The 24,583-nt window shown below is 67.1% G+C and carries 22 protein-coding genes; 10 read left to right on the forward strand and 12 right to left on the reverse strand.

Annotated features, from left to right (window positions below; translation table 11 throughout):
* Nucleotides 1-50 precede the first annotated feature (50 nt).
* A complete protein-coding gene (locus tag NRG74_RS19740; protein ID WP_257705100.1) occupies nucleotides 51-1,454 on the reverse strand; it encodes a PLP-dependent aminotransferase family protein in 1,404 nt (467 codons plus the stop codon).
* Between the two features lie 145 nt (nucleotides 1,455-1,599).
* Between NRG74_RS19740 and NRG74_RS19745 the strand changes: the two genes are divergently transcribed.
* Entirely contained in the window at nucleotides 1,600-1,728 is a 129-nt protein-coding gene (locus tag NRG74_RS19745) for a hypothetical protein (protein WP_017642879.1), read from the forward strand.
* On the opposite strand, the gene NRG74_RS19750 is transcribed toward NRG74_RS19745, so the two are convergent.
* Nucleotides 1,716-2,192, reverse strand: a complete 477-nt coding sequence (locus NRG74_RS19750) for a YbaK/EbsC family protein (RefSeq protein ID WP_160921956.1) — start codon at nucleotides 2,190-2,192, stop codon at nucleotides 1,716-1,718. The two genes, NRG74_RS19745 and NRG74_RS19750, sit on opposite strands and share 13 nt — an antisense overlap.
* Nucleotides 2,193-2,255: 63 nt before the next feature.
* Nucleotides 2,256-3,632, reverse strand: a complete 1,377-nt coding sequence (locus tag NRG74_RS19755) for an L-serine ammonia-lyase (RefSeq protein WP_257705101.1) — start codon at nucleotides 3,630-3,632, stop codon at nucleotides 2,256-2,258.
* Between the two features lie 126 nt (nucleotides 3,633-3,758).
* Between NRG74_RS19755 and NRG74_RS19760 the strand changes: the two genes are divergently transcribed.
* The gene (locus tag NRG74_RS19760; protein WP_017642882.1) at nucleotides 3,759-4,694 is read left to right on the forward strand and encodes a LysR substrate-binding domain-containing protein; all 936 of its coding nucleotides are present in this window, start codon (nucleotides 3,759-3,761) and stop codon (nucleotides 4,692-4,694) included.
* A 223-nt stretch (nucleotides 4,695-4,917) separates the two neighbouring features.
* Here NRG74_RS19760 and NRG74_RS19765 read toward each other — a convergent pair whose 3' ends face one another.
* The 3 genes from NRG74_RS19765 to NRG74_RS19775 all read right to left on the reverse strand — a co-directional run bounded on the left by NRG74_RS19765 (nucleotide 4,918) and on the right by NRG74_RS19775 (nucleotide 8,704).
* A complete protein-coding gene (locus NRG74_RS19765; RefSeq protein WP_257705102.1) occupies nucleotides 4,918-5,559 on the reverse strand; it encodes an oxidoreductase in 642 nt (213 codons plus the stop codon).
* Nucleotides 5,560-5,647: 88 nt separating this feature from the next.
* On the reverse strand, nucleotides 5,648-7,186 hold the full coding sequence (locus NRG74_RS19770; protein ID WP_173147243.1) for a C13 family peptidase: 1,539 nt from the start codon (nucleotides 7,184-7,186) through the stop codon (nucleotides 5,648-5,650).
* Between the two features lie 21 nt (nucleotides 7,187-7,207).
* Complete coding sequence (locus NRG74_RS19775; RefSeq protein ID WP_173147241.1) at nucleotides 7,208-8,704, reverse strand: AhpA/YtjB family protein; 1,497 nt, start codon at nucleotides 8,702-8,704, stop codon at nucleotides 7,208-7,210.
* 189 nt (nucleotides 8,705-8,893) lie between these two features.
* On the opposite strand from NRG74_RS19775, the gene serB reads away from it, so the two are divergent.
* Nucleotides 8,894-10,048 carry a phosphoserine phosphatase SerB gene (serB, locus tag NRG74_RS19780; RefSeq protein WP_257705103.1) on the forward strand — a complete coding sequence of 385 codons (1,155 nt, stop codon included), beginning with the start codon at nucleotides 8,894-8,896 and terminating at the stop codon, nucleotides 10,046-10,048.
* Nucleotides 10,049-10,203: 155 nt separating this feature from the next.
* Here the strand turns inward: serB and NRG74_RS19785 are convergent, their stop codons facing one another.
* The 5 genes from NRG74_RS19785 to NRG74_RS19805 are packed head-to-tail and all read right to left on the reverse strand — an operon-like array spanning nucleotide 10,204 to nucleotide 17,457.
* Nucleotides 10,204-12,279 (reverse strand): EAL domain-containing protein, encoded by a 2,076-nt coding sequence (locus tag NRG74_RS19785; RefSeq protein ID WP_160921952.1) that lies wholly within the window; start codon nucleotides 12,277-12,279, stop codon nucleotides 10,204-10,206.
* A 40-nt stretch (nucleotides 12,280-12,319) separates the two neighbouring features.
* Nucleotides 12,320-14,104 carry a molecular chaperone gene (locus NRG74_RS19790; RefSeq protein ID WP_419866264.1) on the reverse strand — a complete coding sequence of 595 codons (1,785 nt, stop codon included), beginning with the start codon at nucleotides 14,102-14,104 and terminating at the stop codon, nucleotides 12,320-12,322.
* Between the two features lie 43 nt (nucleotides 14,105-14,147).
* Nucleotides 14,148-15,056 carry an archaetidylserine decarboxylase gene (gene asd / locus NRG74_RS19795; RefSeq protein WP_160921951.1) on the reverse strand — a complete coding sequence of 303 codons (909 nt, stop codon included), beginning with the start codon at nucleotides 15,054-15,056 and terminating at the stop codon, nucleotides 14,148-14,150.
* Nucleotides 15,057-15,072: 16 nt separating this feature from the next.
* The gene (locus NRG74_RS19800) at nucleotides 15,073-15,882 is read right to left on the reverse strand and encodes a rhodanese-like domain-containing protein (RefSeq protein ID WP_257705104.1); all 810 of its coding nucleotides are present in this window, start codon (nucleotides 15,880-15,882) and stop codon (nucleotides 15,073-15,075) included.
* 57 nt (nucleotides 15,883-15,939) lie between these two features.
* Nucleotides 15,940-17,457 carry an HDOD domain-containing protein gene (locus tag NRG74_RS19805; protein ID WP_257705105.1) on the reverse strand — a complete coding sequence of 506 codons (1,518 nt, stop codon included), beginning with the start codon at nucleotides 17,455-17,457 and terminating at the stop codon, nucleotides 15,940-15,942.
* Nucleotides 17,458-17,574: 117 nt separating this feature from the next.
* On the opposite strand from NRG74_RS19805, the gene motA reads away from it, so the two are divergent.
* The 3 genes from motA (at nucleotide 17,575) to NRG74_RS19820 (ending at nucleotide 20,349) form a co-directional block, all read left to right on the forward strand.
* On the forward strand, nucleotides 17,575-18,426 hold the full coding sequence (gene motA, locus NRG74_RS19810) for a flagellar motor stator protein MotA (protein WP_017642892.1): 852 nt from the start codon (nucleotides 17,575-17,577) through the stop codon (nucleotides 18,424-18,426).
* A complete protein-coding gene (locus NRG74_RS19815; protein ID WP_160921948.1) occupies nucleotides 18,426-19,586 on the forward strand; it encodes a flagellar motor protein MotB in 1,161 nt (386 codons plus the stop codon). Before motA ends, NRG74_RS19815 begins: the two co-directional genes overlap by 1 nt.
* Nucleotides 19,587-19,749: 163 nt before the next feature.
* Nucleotides 19,750-20,349: a nitroreductase family protein gene (locus NRG74_RS19820; RefSeq protein ID WP_257705106.1), complete on the forward strand. Its 600-nt coding sequence runs from the start codon at nucleotides 19,750-19,752 to the stop codon at nucleotides 20,347-20,349.
* A 44-nt stretch (nucleotides 20,350-20,393) separates the two neighbouring features.
* Here the strand turns inward: NRG74_RS19820 and rsgA are convergent, their stop codons facing one another.
* Nucleotides 20,394-21,416 (reverse strand): small ribosomal subunit biogenesis GTPase RsgA, encoded by a 1,023-nt coding sequence (rsgA, locus tag NRG74_RS19825; protein WP_064307623.1) that lies wholly within the window; start codon nucleotides 21,414-21,416, stop codon nucleotides 20,394-20,396.
* 94 nt (nucleotides 21,417-21,510) lie between these two features.
* Here rsgA and NRG74_RS19830 point away from each other — a divergent pair, with 94 nt between their 5' ends.
* The 4 genes from NRG74_RS19830 to NRG74_RS19845 all read left to right on the forward strand — a co-directional run bounded on the left by NRG74_RS19830 (nucleotide 21,511) and on the right by NRG74_RS19845 (nucleotide 24,421).
* Nucleotides 21,511-22,281, forward strand: a complete 771-nt coding sequence (locus NRG74_RS19830; RefSeq protein WP_173147231.1) for a class I SAM-dependent methyltransferase — start codon at nucleotides 21,511-21,513, stop codon at nucleotides 22,279-22,281.
* Between the two features lie 50 nt (nucleotides 22,282-22,331).
* On the forward strand, nucleotides 22,332-22,880 hold the full coding sequence (gene orn, locus NRG74_RS19835) for an oligoribonuclease (protein ID WP_017642897.1): 549 nt from the start codon (nucleotides 22,332-22,334) through the stop codon (nucleotides 22,878-22,880).
* Nucleotides 22,881-22,896: 16 nt separating this feature from the next.
* Entirely contained in the window at nucleotides 22,897-23,511 is a 615-nt protein-coding gene (locus NRG74_RS19840) for a trimeric intracellular cation channel family protein (protein WP_257706620.1), read from the forward strand.
* Nucleotides 23,512-23,608: 97 nt separating this feature from the next.
* On the forward strand, nucleotides 23,609-24,421 hold the full coding sequence (locus tag NRG74_RS19845) for a PAAR domain-containing protein (RefSeq protein WP_257705107.1): 813 nt from the start codon (nucleotides 23,609-23,611) through the stop codon (nucleotides 24,419-24,421).
* Nucleotides 24,422-24,583 lie beyond the last annotated feature (162 nt).

Below are 24,583 nucleotides of genomic sequence, written 5' to 3' on the forward strand. Positions count from 1 at the left end.
TTACTATTAGTAAATTGTGCCGTCTACTGGTTCTGCCCGCTATGGGAGATTCAGCTTTTGCCCAGCAACTCCCCGAGCCTGGCCATGGCCGCCTCGCTGCGCGCGTCCCAGGGATGACCGCAATTGAGCCTGATGCAGTTTCGAAAACCCCGCTGCGCGGAAAAGATCGGTCCCGGCGCCAGGCTGATGCCCTCGGCCAGGGCCTGGCGATAGAGCGCCAGACTGTCCACCCGCTCGGGGAGTTCGAACCAGAGAAAGTAACCGCCCTGGGGCCGGCTGACGTGGGTGTCGGCGGGAAAGTAGCGCCGCGCCGCGGCCAGCATGGCCTGGCGCTGCCGATCGAGACTCAGCCGCAAGCGGCGTAGATGGCGGTCGTAGCCGCCGTGCTGCAGGTAGTCCGCCAGGGCGGCCTGGGCCGGCATCGAGGGGGTGATGGTGGTCATCAGCCGCAGCCGGGCGACGGCACCGGCCTGACGGCCGGCGGCGATCCAGCCGATGCGATAGCCGGGCGCCAGGCACTTGGAAAAGGAGCCGCAGTGCAGCACCAGGCCGTCACGGTCGAAGCGCTTGACCGGGCGGTGCGGTTCGCTGCCGCTGTAGAGCTCGGCATAGACGTCGTCTTCCAGCAGCGGCACCTGATGGCGTTGCAGCAGGCCATAGAGTCGCTGCTGGGCGCGGTCGTCGAGACTGACCCCGGTGGGATTCTGCAGGCCGCTCATGAGCCAGCAGGCCTTGATCGGCAGGCGGCTCAGGGCCTCTTCCAGGGCATCCAGATTGAGGCCGCGCTCGGGGTCGACGGGAATCTCCACCGCCTTGAGCTGTAGCCGCTCCAATACCTGCAGGCTGGCGTAGAAGGCCGGGCTTTCCACCGCCACCAGATCGCCGGGACGGGTCAGGCTCTGCAGGCCCAGGTTGAGGGCTTCCAGGGCACCGTGGGTGATTACCAGCTCTTCACCGACCTCGGGCATGCCGGCCAGGCCGTAGCGCCGGGCGATCTGCCGCCGCAATTCGGGATGACCGGGGGTGACGTAGGCGGTGAGGTCCTGGGCGGGCAAGTCGCGCAGGCCGTGGGCCATGCTGCGGGCCAGCCGCGCCAGGGGAAACAGATCGGGACTGGGAAAGGCCGAGCCGAAGGGCACGATGTCCGGGTCCTGCAGTGACTGCAGCACCGAATAGACCAGATCGCTCACCGCCACCTCGGTGCCTTCCAGAGGGGTCAGCAAGGGCGCCGCGTCCCGCGCCCGAGCCGGTTCGCGGACGAAGTAGCCGGATCGCTCGCGCGCCTCGATCAGGCCGCGACTCTCCAGCAGGTAATAGGCCTGGAACACCGTGGAGGGGCTGATGCCGTGGGTCTGACTGGCGTTGCGCACCGACGGCAGGCGCTCGCCGGGGGCGAGGACGCCGCTGTTCATCAGGGTGGCGAGCTGGTCGGCGAATCGTTCGTAGCGCTTCATGCGAGGCCAGGGCAGGGGAGACCGTCACTATAGCGAGGCACCGGCCATCTGATCCGGTTTTTCATATGTCTACCTGCTGCTGTAACGCTGGCGTCCGGGGGCCTAAGCTTTATCCATCCCTTTCTGGCATCTCTCGGAGGCAGCCATGGACGATGGTATCTTCATGATTCTTTTCAGCCTGCTAGCACTCATCCTGCTTGGCGGCGGCTACTACGCCTGCGTCGTCTTGAACAAGGATCGGCGCGACGTCGAAAAGCACGATCAGCTGCGCTGATCGCCCACCTCGCAGACATCCACCCAGCGCGCTTCGCTGAGGGCGGCCAACCGCTCGGGCGTGAGGCGCACGGCGCTGTGGATGGCGCCCGCGGCGGGTAGCACCTCGTCGAAGGCCTTGAGCGATTCGTCGCAGTAGACCGGCAGCGGGGTGGTCAGCCCGAACGGGCAGACGCCGCCCACCGGATGCCCGGTAAGGTCTTCCACGGTGGCGGCATCGAGCAGCTTGGCCTTGCCACCAAAGGCGGCCTTGAGCTTGCGGTTGTCCAGTCGCGCATCGCCGCGGGCCACCAGCAGCAGCTGCTGATCCCCGACTTTCAAGCCCAGGGTCTTGGCGATGCGCCCGGGCTCCACGCCATGGGCGGCTGCCGCCAGGGTGACGGTTGCGGTACTGGTGGTGGCCTCGAGGATCTCGAGGTCGGGCGCGATGCGGGCAAGGTGCTGGCGGACGGAGTCGAGGCTCATGGGCGTTCCTGTGAGGGAAAAGTCCGACTCTCGACAATCCACCGCGCCTGCGTCAAGGCTGACTCAGCACTCCACGAAGGTCACGGCCAGGCCGCCGCGGGAGGTTTCCTTGTACTTGCTGTGCATGTCCGCGCCGGTTTCCTTCATGGTGCGGATCACCTGGTCGAGCGAAATGAAGTGCTCGCCGTCACCGCGCAGGGCCATCTGGGCGGCGTTGATCGCCTTGACCGCGGCGATGGCATTGCGCTCGATGCAGGGCACCTGCACCAGGCCTCCTACCGGGTCGCAGGTCAGCCCGAGGTTGTGCTCCAGACCGATCTCGGCGGCGTTCTCCAGTTGCGCGGGGCTGGCGCCCAGCACCTCGGCCAGGCCCGCGGCGGCCATGGCGCAGGCCGAACCCACCTCGCCCTGGCAACCGACCTCGGCGCCGGAGATGGAGGCGTTCTTCTTGCACAGGATGCCGACCGCGGCGGCGGCGAGCATGAAGCGCACCACGTCGTCGTCGCAGGCGTCGGGGTTGAATTTCATGTAGTACATCAGCACCGCCGGGATGATCCCGGCCGCACCGTTGGTGGGCGCGGTGACCATGCGTCCGCCGGCGGCGTTCTCCTCGTTCACCGCCAGGGCGAAGAGGTTGACCCACTCCATGGCGGAGAGGGTCGAGCCGATGACGTTGGGCTTGCCGATGGCCTGCAGGCTCTGGTGCAGACGGGCGGCGCGGCGACGCACCTTGAGGCCGCCGGGCAGGATGCCTTCGTTGGCGAGGCCGTTCTGGACGCATTCGCGCATCACGTCCCAGATGCGCAGCAGGCCGCTGCGGATCTCTTCCTCGGAGCGCCAGCGCTTCTCGTTGGCCAGCATCAGCTCGGCCACGCCCAGGCCGTGGCTGCGGCACAGGTGCAGCAGTTCGGCGCCGCTGGAGAAGTCATAGGGCAGTTCGGTGGTGTCGTTGTCCAGCACCCCGCTGGCGGCCTGGGCGGCATCGACCACGAAGCCGCCGCCGATGGAGTAGTAGGTCGCCTCGGCCACCTCGCCGGTGGCGCCAAAGGCGGTCAGAGTCATGGCATTGGGGTGATAGGGTAGGCTCTCTTCCAGCAGCAGCATGTCTTCCTGCCAATCGAAGTGGATCGCCTGGCGACCGGCCAGCAGCAGCTGACGTTCATTGCGCAGCGCTTCGATGCGTGGCTCCACGGCGGCAGGATCGACGCGATCCGGCCACTCGCCCATCAGGCCGATCAGGGTGGCGCGGTCGGTACCATGGCCGACACCGGTGGCCGACAGCGAGCCATAGAGGCGCACCTCGACCCGCTTGACCTGTTCGAGCAGGCCTTCGTCGACCAGCCGCTGGGCGAATAGGGCACCGGCCCGCATCGGGCCCACGGTATGGGAACTGGACGGACCCACGCCGATTTTGAACAGGTCGAAGACGCTGATGGCCATGTCGGTAATCCCTGATTGAGCTTGAATGGTGGCCAGACAAGGTGCCGGCGGATGGCTCATAGTGGTGATAAGCCCTCAGCTCGCACAAACGAAAGCTTCTAAGCGATCCTTTAGCGGAACTCATCGATGAGCCGGATCCTCAATGCCCAAACCCAGGCCTGGTTACAGGTCTTCGCCTGCGCCGCTCGGCATCTGTCCTTCACGCGCTGCGCCGAAGAGCTGCACGTGACGCCCGGCGCCATCAGCCAGCAGATGCGCCAGCTGGAAGAGCGGCTGGGTTTCAAGCTGTTCCATCGCGTCGCGCGTGGCCTGGAGCTGACCGCCGAGGGTCAGCGCCTGGCGACCACCCTGAATCAGGCCTACGGCCTGATCGATGCCGAATTGCGCCGTCTCAACGCCGGTCAGTTCGGCGGCGTGGTGCGGCTCCGGTCGATTCCCTCGTTCCTGGGCAAATGGCTGACCCCGCGGCTGCCGCGCCTACAGGCCCGCTTTCCCGATCTGCAATTGCGCCTGGTGGCCGAGGACAGCAGCTGGTCGCTGCGCGAGGGCGAATTCGACCTGGCCATCGACCTGAACGACGGCAGCTATCCGGGCCTGGCCTCGACGCCGCTGATGGAGGAGGAGATCTTTCCAGTCTGCGCCCCCAGTCTGCTGGCGGGACGCCCGCCACTGGAGCGACCGGAGGACCTGGAGTTCTATCCGCTGCTGCATGACATCACCGCCTGGCGCGGCAGCTACGAATACGCCGAATGGGAGTTCTATCTGGCCAGCATCGGCGCCCCGGCGCTGGATGTCCGGCGGGGCCATACCTTCAACCGCAACCACCTGACCATCGAAGCGGCCATCGCCGGCATGGGCGTGGCCATCGCCCGCCGCGCCCTGATCACCGACGAACTGGCTCGCGGTGTGCTGGTGGTGCCGCCCTTCGGTCGTTCCGTGCCGGCGCACAAGAGGTACATGCTGCTCTATGCCCAGGGCGCCCTGGCTGACCCGCGCCTGCGCGCCCTGCACGACTGGCTGGTGCAGGAGGTGGATCAGATGGTGCTGGCGCAGCCGGCGTAGGAGCGGTCCACGACCACGATAGGATGCACCCAGGCCTGGTAGCGAGGGCTAACGACACAAGCCTGAATGAGTGAGGGGATCGCGGCCATGGGCCGCTCCTACAAGCTATCGTAGGTTGGGTTGAGCGCCGCGAAGCCCAACAGTGTTTGCCTCGGCACCGGCATGTTGGGCTTCGACGATGGCGCCTTCTCAGCCCAACCTACGGTCGATAGCGGCCAAGCCTTCAACGCCCCAGTTTGCGCAACTCGTCCGATTCAACCACTCGCACGCCCTTGCCTTCTTCCAGGGCCAGGCGCCACAGCGCCCGGGCCAGGACGGCGGCTTCGATGCCGTGCCACTTGCCCGGCAGCCACTGCGACAGCGGGGCGGCCAGGCGCTCGCCCAGGCGTTCTTCCTGGCGCTGGCCGATCAGCAGTGACGGCCGTGCCAGGGTCAGTTGCGTCCAGCCCTGGGCGCGCAGGGCCTCTTCCAGCTCGCCCTTGACCTTGTTGTAGAAGATCGAGGACTGCGAGTCGGCGCCAATGGCGCTGACCACGATGTAGTGGCGAGCGCCCAGTTCCAGGGCGCGCTGGCCCACCGCCAGGGGCAGGCCGTAGTCCACGGCGCGAAAGGCGGCTTCGGAACCGGCCTGCTTCATGGTGGTGCCCAGGCAGCAGAAGGCCACGTCCAGCGGGCCCTTCAGGGTCGGCAGCAGGCTGTTGAGGTCCCCCACCGGATTATCCAGCCGGGCGTGTTCCGCCAGCGGACGGCGCGTCGGCGCCAGCACCCGGGGTACCGTCGGCTCGTTGAGGAGGCGATCGAGTAGGTGTTCGCCGGTCAGGCCAGTGGCGCCGGCGATGAGGGCATGCTGAGGCGTCAGGTACACGGGGCTCTCCTTGTAGCGGCGACCGCTGATGTCAGGTTGGACCTCAGGCGTTCCGGTTGTTCGTCAAGGCCCTGGGCGAAAGCCGCACTCAGCGGCTTGCACGCCAGGCGCGCCACTTCTGCAGCACGGCAGGCGGCGCCCAGAGCTGGGGCTCGGACGGATCGAAGCCTTCGGTCTTCTCGCGCACCGACACGGTGTCGCGAGCGCGCTGGAAGGCCTGCTCGGGATCGTCGGTGTGCTGGAAGGCCTCGGCGAACAGAGCACGGCCGAAGTAGGTGAAGTCGGCTTCGTCGGTGCAGCCGAAAGAGGTGCGATCGGCCTTGGAGGCGGTCATCACCAGGGTATGGTCGTCCTGCAATTGCGGGATGAAGCCGCCGCTGTAGCAGCTGGAGACGATGATCAGCTTGTCGCGGCCGCGCAGGGGCGCGAGCAGGCGGCCCAGCTCCGCGGCCGGCAGGCTGGAGAGGTCCAGGCCCGGTTGGGAGAGCACCAGCTGATGGTCGGCCGAGCCGTGGCTGGTCAGGTAGATGAGGATCAGGTCTTCGGGACCGGTGCGCTGGGCCAGGGCCTGCAGGCTCTGGTAGAGATTCTCGCGGGTGGCCAGCGGATGGTCGCTGCGGATGTCCTTGGCGTTGATCAGGTGGACGACATCGCGCGCGCCCCAGGTGGTGGTCAGGAAGTTGGCCACGTAGTTGGCTTCGCGCTGGAATACGCCCTGACCGCCGTCACCGGCCAGCACCAGGCCATAGAGTTCGGTGGCGGAGGTGGAGGCCGGGATCTGCTGCAGCTCCTGGTCGAGCACCTTGCCTTGGTCGAGCAGGGCGCGCTCCAGGGGATCGGCGATGTACTGGCCCTGGTCGTCGCGGATGCGCTTGCCGCCCTCCCAGAGACCGCGTTCGATCTGGCCGTCGGCGCCGGTCAGGACGCCCATGCCGGCATAGACGCCATCGGCGAAGTTGCCGCGATAGACGCTGCCGTCGCTGTTGGTGAGCACACCCTGACCGTCGAACTTCCAGTTGCGGAAGGCACCGCGATACTGGCTGCTGTCGCTGCCGACGAATTCGCCGTTACCGGTCAGCTCGCCGCCACTGAAGCGCCCGCGCCAGAGATCGCCACCAGCGCTGCGATAGACGCCGGCTCCTTCGAACTGGTCGTCGACGAATTCGCCGTCATAGCGATCGCCACCCGGCTCCTGCCACTGGCCGACGCCATTGAGGTGGCCGTCGTTGAAGGTGCCGATGGTCTGGGTGCCGTCGCTGTCGAGCTTGGAGCCCTGGCCCTGCATGCGACCGTTGACGAAGCTGCCGTGGTACTCCCAGCCGCTGCTGCTGATCAGATTGCCCTGGCCATGGTAGAGACCGCGGCGAAAGGTGCCCTGGTAGTAGGTACCGTCGGCGAATTGCTGTTCGCCGGGGCCTTCGGCAAGGCCATCCTTGAAGCGACCCTTGAGCCAGTTGCCGTTGGGCCACTCGATGCGGCCGCTGCCGTTGAGCAAGCCGCTGACGATCTCGCCGGTATAGACCCCGCCATCGGGCAGCCTCACGCTGCTCGCGTTGGGCGCCGCCTGGACAGCGCAGGCCGCCAGCAACAGCGCGGCGAGGGCGAGACGGGGCAGGAGGGCGCTCATAGGTGGGGTCGGGCGGGCGCGTCAACGCGCCTCGAGCCGGACCAGGTGACGCTCCAGCGTCGCGGAGTAGGGTTCCAGGAGACGTTCCACGCAACTGGCCCCGGCGGGGCTGGCGATGGTGCGGATACGGGCGCGTTTACGCAGCAGCTCGTCCTCGGCGATGCTCTGCTCGACCAGCAACAGGTTGCGACTGTGGCGACTCAGCGCCTGGGCATTGCGTACGGTGGTGTTTTCCAGCAATTGGGCGAGCTCCAGGCCGGCGAGGCGTTCGCCCTGCGTCAGACCCAACTGCAGCTGCAGGGTTGCACCGCTGCCGACCACTTCCACCTGCAGCGCGTGACCGAGGGCGCGCATGATCTCGCCGCAGCAGAGCGCGCGGGTCAGGTAGTCATCGTCGTCGCTGCGCTCGTGGAAGAGGATCAGGCTGCCGCCGTCCTTGAGTGTGTGGAGTTCGCCGTCATAGAGCTCGGTGGCCTGCTGCAGGCAGTCGCGATAGCGCTCCAGCAGCTGTTCGAGGCGGCTGCGCGGCAGCCGGCTGAGCTGGTCCTGGGCGCCGAGCTGGATGGCCAGCACCGCGGAGGTAACGATGTCGGGCTCGGTGGGCACTACCGGTGCCGGCGTGGGCGGCGGCTCGGTGAAGGAGTCCGGTACCAGATCGGCAAAGGCATCGGCGTCCAGTTCGTTGTCGGCATCCGCCGCAGGCGCCTTGCGGGCAGCCGGTTTGGCAGCGGGAGCCTTGCGTGCGGGCGGCGGCTTGACGCTCAGGCCACCCTGTTCGTCGGCGAAGGGATCGTCGTCCTCGGCCACTTCCGCCTTGGGCGGCTTGGGCGGGACCAGGCGGCTCTGCAGTTGGCGCGCCAGGTCGCCCAGTTCGTCGAGGCGGCCGGCGCCCGGTGCGGGATCGTCGGGATCGCGCAGCCAGACGCGCAGTTCCAGCAGCGGAATCGACAGCTGGCGCCCGAGCCGCAGGCTGAGGATCAGGGTCAGGCCCAGCAGGATCAGCCCCAAGAGACCCATGTTCTGCAGGCTGATCATCATCGGCTGCTGGAACTGGTCCATGTCCAGCGCCAGGCGCACCTGGCCGGCGGTAACGTCCTGGAAGCGGATCGGCGTGCTGTAGATGCCCTCGGTGGCGGTCAGCAGGCCCTGGCTCGGGCGGGTGCCGGACTCGGCCAGCACCCGGTTGTCCGGGCTGTAGACCGCGGCATGGGCCACCAGCGGATTGCGCGCCAGGTTGCTGAGCAGCACATTGAGGCTGAGGTTGTCGTTGGCCACCAGCAGTTCGGCGGCGGAGTTGGCCGTCTGGGTCACCAGGCTCTGACCGACGGCGTCGGCCTGCTGCTGCATGGCATGGCGGAACTGCATGCTCATGATGCCGGCATAGATCACCAGAGCGGCCGCCACCAGCAGCAGGCTGTGGGAAACGATGCGCAAGGCCACCGGCACACGACGCTGGCGCAGGGCTCGGTAGATCAGCAGGAAGAAATTATCGGGCTTGACGGTCGCGGGGCGGGTCACAGAAATCGTTTCTTTGGACAAAAAATGTGCGGCCAGTATAACCAGCGGGCCAGGGGCGCGAAAACGGCGAATGCAGGGCTTCGCCCGCAAAAGAGGCCGGCGGTGGACTCCCGCCGCCAGCCGGTGCCCATGGCTCGGCACCGCCGGGGCGAAAGGGTAGACTGCGCGCTTTTCCGCGAGGGGATCGCCATGCAAGACGTTATCGGACTCCAGGCCGTAGGCATCCTGCCCGCCGACTGGTTGGCTGCGCTCACCGGCGCCCTGGCCGCGGCCGGTGCCCGGCTGGAATCGCTGCAGCAGCAGGGTCTGGACAACAGTGCGGCGGTGACCCTGCTGGTCAGCCCGGCCAGTGCCGGCGCCGCGCTGGGGCAGGCACTGCAGGCCCTGGGGCTGCAGGTGGCGCCCCTGGCGCAGCCGGCACCGGACAGCGGCGAAGCCCATGTCCTGACGCTGATGGGCCGCAGTCTGGCCGATCTGCCGCTGACCCGGCTGGCCGCGCTGTGCCGCGAGCAGGGCCTGAACATCCACGCCATCCGCGCCCTGAGCGAGCCGGGCGCGACCGCGCGCGCCGCCCTGGAGCTGCGCGTCACCGGCGAGCCGCGCGAGCCCCAGGCCCTGCGCGCGGGCCTGCTGGCACTGGCCCAGGAAGGCCAGGCCGACATCGGCTGGCAGCCCGACGACCTGCAGCGGCAGCATCGCCGGCTGGCGGTGTTCGACATGGACAGCACCCTGATCCAGGCCGAGGTCATCGACGAACTGGCCAAAGCCGCCGGTATCGGCGAGCGGGTGGCGGCCATCACCGAGCGGGCCATGCGCGGCGAGATCGACTTCCGCGCCAGCTTCACGGAGCGCATGGCGCTGCTGCAGGGCCTGTCCGAGGAGGTGCTGGAGGATATCGGTGCCGGGCTGCGTCTGACTGAGGGCGCCGAGCGGCTGTTCGCCGAGCTGAAGCGGCTGGGCTACAAAACCGCCATCCTCTCCGGCGGCTTCACCTACTTCGCCCGCCAGGTGCAGGCGCGGCTGGGCATCGACTACGTCTATGCCAACGAACTGGAGATCGTCGACGGCAAGCTGACCGGCCGCGCCGTCGAGCCCATCGTCGATGCCCAGCGCAAGGCCGATCTGCTGCAGGAACTGGCCAGCCGTGAGGGCCTGACGCTGGAGCAGACCATCGCCGTGGGCGATGGCGCCAACGACCTGCCGATGCTGGCCCTGGCCGGTCTGGGCGTGGCCTTTCGCGCCAAGCCACTGGTGCGCCAGTCCGCCCGCCAGTCGGTGAGCGTGCTGGGCCTAGATGGCGTGCTCTATCTGCTGGGCGTGGAAGATCGGCTTACCCAGGGCTGAGCCTCCCAGCGGCCATCGCGGTCCGCCGCTGCGGCCGCTCCTACGCCTACATCAAACACCCGTAGGAGCGGCCCATGGCCGCGATCATGCCGTAGGTTCAGCCGCCGCTGCGGCAGCCCATGGCCGCGATGAACCTGTCCCAGGCTGGGTCGCCGCTACTCGGCATGGAACTCGTAGTCCATCGCCTGGCTGGGCTCCTGCAGGTAGTAGCCCTGGATGAAGTGCACCCCGACCTGCCAGAGCTGAGCCAGCACGCTGGCGCTCTCGACGAAGGGGGCGATGGTCTGGACATTCTGGGCGCTGAGCTCGGCGACCAGGGCCTTGAGGCGCTCCTGGTGGTCCGGTTGCGCCAGGTCCTTGATCAGCTTGCCCGACAGCTTGACGTAATCCGGCACCAGCAGGCGCAGCGCCGCCAGCGGCGGGTCACCGGCAGCGAAGCCGCTCAGGGTGACCGGATGACCCTGGCGGCGCAGCCGTTGCGCCATGGCCAGGGCCTGCTCCGGTTGGGCCAACAGGTCTTCCTCGCTGAGCTGAAAGATCACCGCCTCGGCGTCCAGCTGCTGCGCCTGCAGGGTTTCCCTCAGCCAGGGCAACAATTCCAGATCGCCCAGAGTCGCGCCCGAGAGGTGCACGAAGATGCGCGTGCCGTGGCCGCGCGCGCGGTGTTCGCCCAGCTGGCGCACCGCCTGGTGGATCACCCAGCGATCGATCTGGCCGCTCAGGCCGCTGTCACGGGCGGTGCGGGCGAATTCGGCCGGTGAGACCTCCTCACCCTGGGGGTTGATCAGCCGCAGCAGGGCTTCGTAGTACTCGTGACTGCCGCCGCGCAAGCCGATCACCGGCTGGAACAGCAGGCGAAAGCCGTTCTGCTGCAAGGCCTGCTTGACCATGGCCACCAGGTTGCCGCGATTGGCAGCGGCGGCCAGCTCTTCCTGGGGGTCGTAGCGTTTGCAGGCGTTGCCGCCCCGTTGGGCGACCTGGCGCGCGGAACGGTGCGCCCGGTCCACCAGGTCGCCGGCGCTCTTGGTATGGCTGTCCAGGCTGACCACACCGATGGAATAGCTGATGGCCAGATTACGTCCGGCCAGGGCCAGCGGCTGGCGCTCCTGACGGCCGAGCAGGCGCTCGAAGGCGCTGTCCAGGCTGGCGTCGGCCGCCTGGGGCAGGAGAACGGTAAAGGCATCGTCGGCGAAGCGCGACAGGGTCACCAGGGTGCCGAAGTGCTCGCTCAGGCGCTCGGCCAGGGCCACCAGCAACTCGTCCATGGCGCCTATGCCCAGCTCGGCCAGCAGGGTCGGATAGCGATCGATGCTCAGATAGGCGAAGCTGGCCGGCGCGCCGAGCCGGGCGCGCTCCAGGGCGTCTTCGAGCAATTCGAGCATGCGGCTGCGATTGAGCAGCCCGGTCAGGGTGTCCTGGAAGCGCACCTCGCGCAGCTGTTCCTCGAGGGCCTCGGCGGCCGGGGCCGCGCGCTCCTCGCGCAGGTGCAACTGCACGCAGGGTTCGTCGAGATAGATGGCTGGCGTCAGGCGCAGGTGCACGCCGAGGGTGCTGCCGTCCTGGCGGACGCACCGGCAATCCAGTTCGAGGGGGCTGGGAGCGTCGCGCAACTGACGGAAGGCCTCGCGCAGCGCCGGCTGGTCGGCGGCGGCGATGAGGTCCATCAGCGGCGTGATTTCCAGGTCTTCCGCGGAGGGATAACCCAGCAGCTCCACATAGGCCGAGTTGACGTGGATATGCAGGCCGTCGTGGACATAGGCCACCGCATCCACGGCATTGGCCAACAGCAGCTGGCAGCGCTGCTCGGCTTCGGCCAGGGCCTGTTCCAGGCGCCGGCGTTCGTGGCGCTCGGCCAGATTGCCCAGTTCGCGCAGGCTGGCCAGCAGCAGGTGCTCGTCGTTGTCGCTGGCGATGCCGTCGCGGGCGCCCAGGCGCAGGGCTTCGAGCACCGCCGTGGGCTCCTCGGGTGCCACCCGCTGGATGACGGCGAGCTGAGGCGCCCGACGGCGCAAGAGACGCAGGGCGGCCAGGCTGTCGAGCTCAGGAGAAGGTGGGGCGAGGATGGCGAGGTCCCAGGATTGGGACAGGAGTTCGTCGAGATCCGCGGGGTCGGCCAGACGGTGGGCCCGCGTTGCCCGTCCGGCATTGCGGAACAGGCTGACCAGACGTTCCGCCTCGTTCTGCGATGCTTCGAGCAGCAACAGGCGGATCGCACTGTGTTCGGCAGCCATGGTCTACTCGCACCCTGGCGATAACGACAATCCCTCGAAGCTACAGAGACTTCCACAGCGAGTCAAAGTCTTCCTCCAGCCGCGCACTACCACTCGAAGGCCCTCCGTTAGGCTGAGCTCCGGTCTGTTCCAGCAGATGATATTCGAAGACGCTGAAGCTGACCGTCATGCTGCGGCGCCGGTCGAGCATGCCACGCTGTTCGTTACCCTGCTGATTGATCTGCACCTTGCTGCCTTCCTGGAAGGGCAGGCGCGGCGCGATCAGCGTCGGCGCCTGATCGATGGCCTTGATCTCCGGCAGCAGCAGCGCACGCAGGTACTGGCTGTTCTGCTCGGCCTTGCGCAGCAGCTGCAGACCGCAGGGCCGCGCGGTGGGCGCCAGCAGTTCGACGCCCATCTGGGTGCCACTGCCGGGCACCTGGCGTACCCAGCGCACCACCGCTGGGCCCCAGTTGTGATCCTCGGGCAGGCGCACGCCGAGCAGTTCACCGGCCTGTAACTGTTCGGGCACTTCGCCGCTCCAGCTCAGGCAATAGCCACCGGGACTGTGGTTGACCACCTGTACCGCATGGATCGGAAAGGCCGGACTGGCCGCCTCGCCGTCGCCGGGCAACACGTCGTAGTGGATTTCCTCCAAGGCCTCGGTGCTCCAGTCCAGGGCATCGGACGCCCGGGTGTCGGCATCGAAGGCCAGCGACCAGACGTCTTCCTTGGGTTTGGGGGCAAAGGTTTCCGGGGCCGCCGCGGCCGACAGCCGCAGGGTGTCGGCGAACACCTGGCCACCCGCGAGTTGGTAGTGCAGGGCACTCATGCCGATGCAGACCTGTACCTGACCCTGACCGGGCATGCGCTGGAAGGCGCGATCCGCCTCCTGACCCCAGGCCCCGACCAGGTGTTGCAGCAGATCCAAAGACAGATCGCCGTGCACCGGCAGGCGCGCGCGTGGTCGCTGTTCCGGCGCCAGGGCCAGATAGTCCTCGATGGCCTGCACCAGCTGCTGCGGGGCGAGCCCCAGGAGGCCACTGAGGTTGGCTTCGCGCAGCAATGAGCGATAGCGCGGCGGGGCGTCGATCTGTGGCGCCACCACCATCAGGGTACCGTTCTGCTCGGGGCCTTGCAGGCGGATCAAGCCGGCCCAGTCGTCCAGGTGCAGGGTCAGCTGGGCGATATGGCTCTGGCGCAGCTGGTTGCAGCGGGCGGCGCCAAACAGCAGGGCGGCGCCATAGGCCTGGGTGATGGTCTGGCTGCCGTCGCCGGGCAGCAGTTCATCGCGAATCTTCTGGTTGTGCAGGCCAGTGGTAACCGCCAGCCGATAGAGTTGGTGCAGCTCCAGCCAGAGGTTGTCGTGCACCGGTGTATAGAGCTGGGCGGCGCGGATCAGCGGCCCGAGCAGGGCGCGCAGGGCGCGCTGGATGGCCGTGGCGAGCAGCGTGCTGCGTTCGCCGCGCTCGCTTTCCTCGACCACGATCAGCTTGTAGCCGGCGGCCAGCAGGTTCTGCAGGGCCTGGCAGAGATTGGCGACCTTGCGCGAGCGCTCGTCGAGCACGATGGCTTGATTGAGCACATGGCGTTCGAGCAACTGGCAGACCCGCTGCACATCCGGACGCAGGGATTCGAGCAGGCGCAGCCGGGCTTCCGGTGTCAGGATCAGCCGATTGAGCTCCAGCAGCCCCTGATAGAGCAGCCGGGCGAATTCACCCAGCTTGGCCCGCGGCAACTGCTCCAGCCAGCGCTTGAGGCCGGCTGGTGTGGCGTCACAAAACGTCAGGCTGCGCTGATCGGGCGTCGGTACCCGCAACATGAGCTGTGGCCTTTTGCTATCCATTCGCCGCGCGCACTCCTGTTTCGATGGGCAATGAACCGCGCATCTAGGCGAGAGACCCTGGCTCGGAAACGGTGGTCAAGGGGGCCGGCGTGGTCGGAACCCCCAGCAGTTGCCCCATGTTGACGGTGGACAGGGCGCCGAGTTCAGCGGACCAGTTCACCGCGTCCGGACCGAACAGCACGATGGCGGTGGAGCCCAGCTTGAAGCGACCCAGCTCGTCGCCGGTGCGCAGGGTGATGGGCGCACGCGCGGCCTCGTCGTAGGCGAAACGCTTGAGTTCGCGCTTGGGTGGCGTGACCAGGCCGGCCCAGACCGTCTCGATGCTGGCGACGATCATGGCACCGACCAGGATGACCGCCATGGGGCCCACGGCGGTATCGAAGATGCAGACCACCCGCTCGTTGCGGGCGAACAGCTCGGGCACGTTCTCGGCGGTGAGCTGGTTGACCGAGAAGATGCGCCCGGGCACATAGACCATCTCCTTCAGGGTCCCGGTGAGCGGCATGTGCACCCGGTGGTAGTCCTTGGGCGACAGGTAGATGGTGGCGAAATGGCCGCCCATGAAGGGCGCGGCGCGCAGGCCGTCGCCACCCAGCAGCTCCAGCAGGCTGTAGCTGTGGCCCTTGGCCTGGAAGATGCGGCCGTGCTCGATGCGGCCGAGCTGGCTGATGGCGCCGTCGCTGGGGCTGACCACCACGCCGGGCTCGGCTGGCAGCGGGCGGGCACCGGGCTTGAGGGCGCGGGTGAAGAAGGCGTTGAAGTTCTCGTAGGCGGTGGGGTCTTCCACCTGGGCCTGGCGCATGTCGACGTCATAGTGACGGACGAACCAGCGGGTCAGCAGATTCTTGAACCAGGGCGCCCGGCACTCGGCGAAGCCACCGATCACCCGCGACAGCAGATGGTGCGGCAGCAGGTGCTGGGCAAGGATGAACAGTCGGTCTTGCAGTTTCATGAGAGGTCCTTGGCAGTCATTCGATGGGGGTATCGGGGTGGTTGCCCCATTCGCCCCAGGAGCCGGCATAGGCTTTGACGCGCGGATAGCCCAGAGCCTTGGCCGCGAGGTAGGTGAAGCCGGATCGGTGATGGGTCTGGCAGTGGGTGATGATTTCCTTGTCGCGGGTGATGCCCAGGCGCTCCAGTTCGGCGGCCAGGTCTTCGCGGATGCGCAACTGGCGCTCGCGATCCATGCCAGCGGTCCACTCGAAGTTGATCGCGCCGGGGATGTGGCCGCCGCGGGCGGTCAGCACCTTCTCGCCGCGGTATTCATCGGCGCCACGGGCGTCCCAGATGGCCAGGTCTTCGGCGCCCAACCGGCTCTGCAGATAGGCCAGGCTGGCGGTGGGCTCCTCGTGCAGGGTCAGGGCGACCGGTGCGCCCGCCGCAGCGGGTACCTCGGTGCTCAGCGGCAGGCCGGCGGCGATCCAGCCCTGGCGGCCACCGTTGAGGTAGTGATAGTGGCCGTGCCCGATGACATCGAGCAGCCAGATGAAGCGTCCGGCCCAGCCGCCGCCTTCGTCGTCATAGACCACGTAGACGGCCTCGTCGCGCTGGCCCAGTTCACCGAACAGCCGTTCCAGGTCCGCCTGGGCCGGTAGCAGGCCGGGTGCCGGCTTGCTGCCCAGCTGGGTGCGGGCGGGCGTGACATGGCGCGCGCCGGGCAGATGCCCTTCGGCATAGTGGGCGGCGCTGCAGAGATCCACCAGGATGAGTTCGGGCGCATCCAGGCGCGCCGCGAGATCGGCCGGTTCGATCACCAGGGGCAAGGCGGAAAAGGGCATCGCGGATTTCCCGTCGGTCCGTAGAAGGTGAAGTGTACCGAGGTTGACCGGCCAGCGTCAGGCCGGTCGTGCCCGCGGACGATTGGCGAAGGTGCCGATGGCGCGCTCGATGCAGGTGAAGGTCTTGTCCAGCGCCGCGGTCCGGCGGGGATCCGCTGGCTGTAGTTCGCTGTCCAGGATCGCCAGCAGCACCACCCGTTCGCCGAAGCCCAGACTGCGCAGCCAGAGCCGCTCGTTGCTGAACAGCCGGCGCAGATCGGCGGGCAGGTGCGGCGCGAAGCGCGCTCGGTTGCCGTCATCGATGCGTAACTGGCCGGGGCTGCCGAACAGCTTGGCCAGCAGCGGGTGGCTGGCGATATCCAGTTGCAGGCCGGGGGCGTCGTCCAGGCCGTGGTGCAACTGGACATTGCCCTTCTGGCCGTTGCGATCCGGTGTCAGCAACAGCAGCCGCGGCAGGCCGCAGGCCACCAGCGCCTGGCGGGCGCAATCGAACAGCTGGGGCAGGGTGGCGAAGGCGCTGGGCGTGTGCAGCAGCTGCTCGCAGAGCCCGCGCCAGCGCTGTGCCTGACTCTCGCTGGCGACCTGTACCCGGGGCACCGGCTTGAGGCGCCGTTCGCCCGGTGGCCAGACCAGGCCCTCGGCCGGATGCCAGAGGCCGGGTCGGGCATGGCGCTGGGCATCCTGCACCGCCAGTTCATGGCTGCGACTCTGCACCCGTGCCAGCGGCAGTTGCAGATAGAGGGCACTGAAACGCTGCCAGCGCAGGGTATGAGAACCATCCCAGGCATGGTGGCTGGCCAGGGCCAGACCGTTGGCCAGCAGGATGGTGTTGCCGGGATGGGTCAGCCAGCGGCGCAGATTGGGGTCTTCGTCGAGGCGCTGCTGCTGTTCGAGGGGATCGTCGCCATGGGCGATGTGCAGCGCCCTGACCAGTTGCCGGCGATCCTGGTCCAGCAGGCGATAGCTTTCCACGATCCACTCGGGCAACTGCCAGTGACGGGCCAGCGCCTGGCACAGGCGGATCGCCGGCACGCCGAGCAGCTCGCGCTCGACCTTGAGCGCCGGTTCGCCTTCGCCCAGCACCCGCCGTTCCCATTCCTCGAAGAGTTCCGGATAACGGGTCGCCAGCGGCCAGAGCGGCGCCAGAAAGAGCAGGGCGGCCAGGCGAATGTCCGGCCACAGCCGCGCCAGGGGCACGCCGAACAGGCCCAGCCCCAGGGTCATGGCGTGCTGGCTGACCAGGCATAGCTGCCGCAGCGGACGCGGCAGGCGCTCCTCGGGCAGGGTCGGCTGGCGGGCGATCAGGTACTCCGCCGGCCCGAGACCGACGCGGCCGAGCACGGCCTCCAGACTGGCGGCCGGATCGCCAAGGCTGGCATGGCCGCGATTGGCCTCGCGTAGCAGGGCCAGCGCCAGGGGTGGTGACTCGCAGAGCCGTTCGGCGATCTCATGCAACGCCAGACGGCCATCGGCCAGGGTGCGGCGCAGACGCTCCGCGGTGGCGGTGGCCACCGGCAGGCGTACGCCTTCCAGGTGTTTGACCCAGTCTTCGACGGTGTTTGGGCGGCTGGACATACGACGGTCGCCTTGAAATTTGATGAAAGGCCTTCAGTCCGGGGCGCCGGGTCCGATAAAGGGGACGTGAGGGCAGATCCCCGGCTCAATTTTCCTTAGCACACAGTATTCCCAACCATGGCAAAAATCATCGGCATCATCGTGATATTCGCGGCTGTCCTCGGCGGCTACATTCTCGCGCATGGCAAGATCGCTGCGATCATCCAGCCGCTCGAGGTCCTGATCATCGGCGGTGCCGCCCTGGGGGCCTTCTTGCAGGCCAACCCGGGCAGCACCTTCATGCAGGTGTTCAAGAAGTCGCTGAAGATGTTTGGCAACCGCTTCACCCACGCCTTCTACCTGGACGTGCTCAAGCTGCTCTACGAGATCCTCAACAAGAGCCGGCGCGAGGGCATGATGTCCATCGAGGCGGATGTCGAGGATCCCAAGGCCAGTCCGATCTTCAGCAAGTACCCGAACATCCTCAAGGATGAGCGGATGACCGCCTACGTCGCCGACTACCTGCGGCTGATGTCCTCCGGCAACATGGCACCCCACGAGCTGGAAGGCCTGTTCGACATGGAACTGGCGGGCATCAAGGAAGAGCTGGAGCATCCGTCCCACGCGGTATCGCGGGTCGCCGACGGCCTGCCCGGCTTCGGCATCGTCGCCGCGGTACTGGGTATCGTGATCACCATGGGTATGCTCGGCGAGGGTGACCAGGCGGCCATCGGTGGCCACGTGGGCGCCGCGCTGGTAGGTACCTTCCTCGGTATTCTCGCGGCCTACGGCTTCTTCGGCCCCCTGGCGACCTGCCTGGAGCACGACGCCAAGGAAGAGCTCAATGTGCTGGAGGCCATCAAGGCCTGCCTGGTCGCCGCCGCCAGCGGCATGCCGCCCACCGTCGCCGTGGAATTCGGCCGCAAGGTGCTGTTCCCGGCGCACCGGCCGTCCTTCAGTGAGCTCGAGCAGGCCATGCGGGGCAGCTGATGGACAACAACCAGCCGATCATCGTCAAGCGCATCAAGAAAAGCGCCGCCGGCCACCACGGCGGCGCCTGGAAGATCGCCTTCGCCGACTTCGCCACCGCCATGATGGCGTTCTTCCTGGTGCTCTGGCTGATGTCCTCGGCCACCCCAGAGCAGAAGAAGGCCATCGCCGGCTACTTCCAGGATCCGATCGGCTTCACCGAAAGCGCCAGTCCCTATGTCATCGACCTGGGCGGCACGCCGACGCCGGCGCCCGATCGCACCCTGAATCCCGAGATCCAGGCGCAACCGGATTCGACCCAGAACAAGGTCAATCCGGACGTGCAGGAGCGTGCCGATCCCAACGACTCCAACCGCGTCGCGCCCGATCCCACCCAGGCGCCCGATCCGTCCGACAAGCGCCAGCCCAACGACGCGGCCCAGCAGCAGAAGGATGCCAGTCAGGCGAAGATGGATCCGAGCCAGGCGGAAAAGATCGCCGAGCAGGTCGACAAGGAGCGCCTGGAGCTGTTGCTGCAGGAGCTGCAGAACAAGATCGAGCAGAATCCGGAATTGCAGAAGTTCAAGGACCAGATCCTGCTGGAAATCACCCAGGACGGCCTGCGCATCCAGATCGTCGATGCCGAGAACCGGCCGATGTTCGACTCCGGCAGTCCGCGACTGAAATCCTATTTCGAGGACATCCTGCTGGCCATGGCCGACACCATTCGCCAGGTGCCGAACAAGATCAGCATCAGCGGCCATACCGATGCGGCGCGCTACAACGGCAAGGGTGACTTCAGCAACTGGGAGTTGTCCGCCGGTCGCGCCAACGCCGCACGCCGGGCGCTGATCGCCGGTGGCTATCCGGAAGAGCAGGTGGCGCGGATCGTCGGCTATGCCTCCTCGGCCCCCTTCGATCGCGAGCATCCGCTCAATCCGGTCAACCGCCGCATCGATATCATCGTCCTGACCAAGAAGGCCCAGCAGGCCATCGAGGGACGGGCCGGGAGCAGCCAGGCACCGAAGCCGGCGACCGATGGCGCGCCGGCTGCCAGTCGCAGCGGGGTCTCCAGTGGTGGCGTCAGCGCCACCGGCAATCTGGCGCAACCCATCAACAACGCCGCCTTCAAGCAGCAGATCAACGCCTTCGACGCCGGCGTCATCCAGAGCAAGCCCTGAGCGGTCATGGCGATCGATAGGAAAATTCGCTGCTAGCGTTCGGTTTTTTCGTACGTTGACGTGAAGACGGCTGGTTAAGCTGCAGGGGTTTCATGACGGATCGGGCACCTTGCGCCCTGGCGCGCGGTCTCCCGATCTCCGATTCCCTTGCAGGAGCCTTCCGATGAGCAACGCCTTTATCGACACCATCAAGCGCCGCCGCAGCCAGTACGCGCTGGGCAAGAATCTGCCGCTGCCCCAGGACCAGGTCACCGCGCTGATCCAGGAGGCGGTCAAGCTGTCGCCCTCCGCCTTCAATTCGCAGAGCTCGCGCGCGGTGATCCTGTTCGGCGCCGAGAGCGACAAGTTCTGGGGCTTCGTCATGCAGGCGCTGCGGCAGATCGTGCCGGCCGACGCCTTCGCCGCTACCGAGGGCAAGATCAACAGCTTCGCGGCCGGCGCCGGCACCGTGCTGTTCTACGAGGATCGGCATGTCGTTGCCGGCCTGCAGGACAAGTATCCCGCCTATGCCGACAACTTCCCCATCTGGTCGGAACAGGCCAGCGGCATCGCCCAGTTCTCGGTGTGGACCGCCCTGGCCAACGCCGGCATCGGCGCCAGCCTGCAGCACTATAATCCGCTGCCCGACGCCCTGGCCGCCGCCGAGTGGAAGCTGCCGGAGACCTGGCACCTGCGCGCCCAGATGCCCTTCGGTTCCAACGAGGGCGACTTCCCGGAGAAGGGCTTCATGGACGATGCCGAGCGCTTCCGCGTCTTTGGCTGATAGTCGTCGATCGATAAAAACGCCGGGCTTGCCCGGCGTTTTCGTTAGTAGCGCGATTCGCCTTCCAGGCTAGCCAGGATATGCCGGTAACTGGCCATCCGCTGCGGATGGATATCGCCGCGTTCCAGGGCCGCGAGCAGGGCGCAACCGGGCTCGCGCTCGTGCTTGCAGTCGCGGAAGCGGCAGTGGCCGAGGTAGTCGCCGAATTCCTTGAAGCCGGCTTCGACGTCGTCACGGCTGACGTGGCTGAGGCCGAATTCGCGAATACCGGGTGAGTCGATCAGGTCGCCGCCATCGGGAAAGTGGAAGAGTCGCGCGGTGGTGGTGGTGTGGGTGCCCTTGTTGGTCAGCTCGGACAGCGGCCCGACGCGCGTATCGACGCCCGGTAGCAGGGCGTTCACCAGCGACGACTTGCCCACGCCGGACTGACCGACGAAGACACTGACGTGTTCGTCCAGAGCGCTCTTGAGCTGGTCCATGCTCAGGCCGTTGTGGGCCGACACCTCCAGCAGCGGATAGTCCAGCTCGCGGTAGATGCCCAGCAGTTCGTCCAGCGCCGGACCGTTGTGCTCGTCGATCAGGTCGGCCTTGTTGAGCAGCAGCAGCGGCTGGATGCCGGCATGCTCGGCCGCCACCAGGTAGCGGTCGATGAGATTGGCATGGGGCGTGGGCAGCGGGGCGAAGACGATCACCAGGCGGTCGACGTTGGCCGCCACCGGCTTGAGCTGACCGCGCATGTCCGGTCGGCAGATCTCCGAATGGCGCGGCAACTGGGCGACGATGACGCCATTGCCCTGGATACCGGAGCGAAACACCACCTGGTCGCCCGTGACCAGGGTCGGCAGGTTGGCGCGCAGATGGCAGCGCTGCAGCCGACCTTCGCCATCTTCGACCTCCACCTGAACGCCGAAATGGGCGATCACCTGGCCCTGTTGTTCGGGGCCCAGGTCGCCACCTTCCAGTTCGTCGACCAGCTTGGATTCGCGCTTTTCCGCGCGAGCAGCGCGTTCAGTCTGGATTTTTTCGATCCGCCAGCTCTGGCGACGGGTCAGGTGGCGTTTGGCCATGGGAAGTCCGCGGGTTTCAGGGTCGAGGAGTCTAGCATTGGCCGCCTCTCGCGGATTACCTAAACTTGGCGCACCTCGTCGCTCTGGAGCCCCCATGCTGGCCCATCTCGCCTCGCGCTATCCCCTGTTGCTGGCCGTGCTGGTGCAACTGGCCGCCCTGGTGCTGGCGGTCGTCGGACTGCGGCTGTGGGCTGGCTTCACCGGGCAGCGCCCGTCGTTGCTGCTGCTGGTGTGCCTGCAGGCCGTGCTCGCGGCGCTGCTGGGCGAACGCCTGGGCCTGGCGCGCTGGTGGGTCTTCATCAATCTGCTGTTCGCTCCGGCGCTCTACCTGGTCAGTGGTCGCGGCCTGTCGGCGGGTATCGCCGCGCTCGGCTTCCTGCTGCTCCTGCTGCTGAACTGGAACAGCCTGCGCGAGCGGGTGCCGCTCTATCTCACCGGGCGCCAAACCCGCGAGCGGCTGGCCGAACTGCTCGCCGAGCGCGAGCCGACCTTTCGCTTCGTCGACCTGGGCTGCGGCCTGGGCGATACCCTGGTCGACCTGTCCCGGCGCTTTCCGCAGGCCACCTTCGTCGGTGTGGAGACGGCGCCGCTGAGCTTCGCCCTGGCCTGGCTGCGCTGCCTGCCACGGCGCAACTGCCAGGTGCGCTATCGCGATCTCTGGCGAGTGGAGCTGGGCGAGTTCGACGTCGTCTACTGCTTTCTCTCCCCGGCGCCCATGCCGCGCCTGGGCGACAAGGCCAGCACGGAGCTGCGGGCCGGCAGCTGGCTGATCAGCAACACCTTCGAGATTCCCGGCCAGCCAGCGGACAGGGTGCTGGAAGTGGGCGACCTGCGTGGCAGCCGGCTGCTGCTCTGGCGCCGGTAGGTGCGCGGCAGGCGCACTGCTACACTGCTGCCATCATCAAGGAGTTCACCATGACCACCCCCAATCCGCAGCACCTGATCTGGATCGACCTGGAAATGACCGGCCTGGATCCGGATCGGGACGTGATCATCGAGATGGCCACCATCGTCACCGACAGCGACCTCAATGTGCTGGCCGAAGGCCCGGTGCTGGCCATCCACCAGTCGGACGAGATCCTGGCCGGCATGGACGAGTGGAACACCCGTCAGCACGGCGGTTCGGGGCTGACCCAGCGGGTGCGCGAGAGCACCGTCGACACTGCCCAGGCCGAGGCCCTCACCCTGGAATTCCTGCAGCAATGGGTGCCCAAGGGCAAGTCGCCGATCTGCGGCAACAGCATCTGCCAGGATCGCCGCTTCCTCTATCGTCGCATGCCGGCGCTGGAAGCCTACTTCCACTACCGCAACCTGGACGTCTCCACCCTCAAGGAACTGGCCGCGCGCTGGGCGCCCCATGTGCGTGACGGCGTGAAGAAGAGCGGCAGCCACCTGGCGCTGGACGACATCCGCGATTCCATCGCCGAGCTGCGGCACTATCGCGAGCACTTCATCAAGGTCTGACGGCCACCCGTCCGTGCTGCTGTCCATCCTCTATCTGGTCGCGATCACCGCCGAGGCCATGACCGGCGCCCTGTCCGCGGGGCGCCGCGGCATGGACCTGTTCGGCGTGGCGCTGATCGCCAGCGTCACCGCCCTGGGCGGCGGCTCGGTGCGCGACGTCCTGCTGGGGCACTATCCGCTCGGCTGGGTCAAGCACCCGGAGTATCTGGCGCTCACCGTCGGCGCGGGCCTGGCCACCGTGGCCATCGCCCGGGTCATGCGCTATCTGCGCCGGCTGTTCCTGGTACTCGACGCCCTAGGCCTGGTGGCCTTTACCGTGATCGGCTGCCAGGTGGCCCTGGAGATGAGCCTGAGTCCGGCCATCGTCATCGTCAGTGGCACCCTTACCGGCACCTGCGGCGGCATCCTGCGCGACATCCTCTGCAACGACGTGCCCCTGATCCTCAGGCGCGAGCTCTATGCCAGCGTGGCGGTGCTCTCCGCCGGCTGTTATCTGCTCTGCCGCCCGTGGCTCGGCGAGGAGCAGGCGCTGCTGATCACCCTGGCCGCGGGGCTGCTGCTGCGCCTGCTGGCGCTGAGATTCAACTGGCAGATGCCGACCTTCACCTATCCGGACGATCCCCACGGCTAGGGTCGTGACAGATTGCGCGGCGCTGCGCTGAAAGCCTTGTCCTAGAGCATTTTATGCGGCATTTTCAGGGCCCCAGTGACCGATAGGGAGATCGGTGATGTCTGGAAAGCCTGCTGTTCGCCTGGGCGACGCCGTCGCCTGCCCCGAGTGCGGTACCACCGCCCTGATCCAGGGCTCCGCTGATGTCGCTTTCGACGGCCTGCCCGCCGCGACCCTCGGCCATGCCTGCGGCTGTGGCGCGGCCTTGAGCGCGGCGGTCATCCCCCATGTCCTGATCAACAGCCGGCCAGCGGCGGTACTCGGCAGTGTCACCAGCCATGGCGGCGTGGTGATCGGTGGCTCGGGCAGCGTCATCATCGGCCTGGATGCAGGCGGCACGCCTAAGGGCGCCTGCGCAAGCCGTGCAGGCACTACCGGTCTGGCACCGGGGCAGGGCAAGCCTTCGGCACTTCGCTCCCGGGAGCGACAGGGTATCGAGGCGCTTACCAAACATCCGGATGGCGCACCCGTTGCCAGGGATGAAGTCGGCGAGCAGGTGGAGCGCCCGATAGAACAGCGCATCACCCTGCGCATCGGTATCTTCTTCGACGGTACCGGCAACAACCTCTTCAACGCCGCCACCGGCGCCGCTTGTCGTGCGGAAGAGCATGGCTTTCGCCAGGATCAGGCGCGCAGCATCGTCCGGCACTGCGAAAGGTTCATGCTGAGTGCGGATGGCAGCTATGCGGGGGCGGAGACTAATATTGCGCGGTTGTATCGGTTGTATGAGAGCGATGTGGATCGAAAGCTCGATAAAAGTGAGGTTCGATCCAGTATCTCTGTCTATATCGAAGGTATCGGGACTCAAGCTGGTCAGCTGGATAATTTGTTTTCCATGGGCACAGGTGTGGGGGGAAAAGCGGCGTTCTAGCTTGCGTTCAAAACTTCCCTTCAGCCTTCGCGGATCGCTACGATCAATTCAAGCGTAGTAATCCCAACACTATCGTCGAGGCGGTTGAATTCGATCTTTTTGGCTTCAGTCGAGGGGCAGCGGCAGCGCGGCATTTTGCCAATGAAGTACTCAAGGCCGATG

The sequence above is a fragment of the Pseudomonas oryzihabitans genome, from assembly GCF_024652905.1.
GTDB lineage: Bacteria > Pseudomonadota > Gammaproteobacteria > Pseudomonadales > Pseudomonadaceae > Chryseomonas > Chryseomonas benzopyrenica.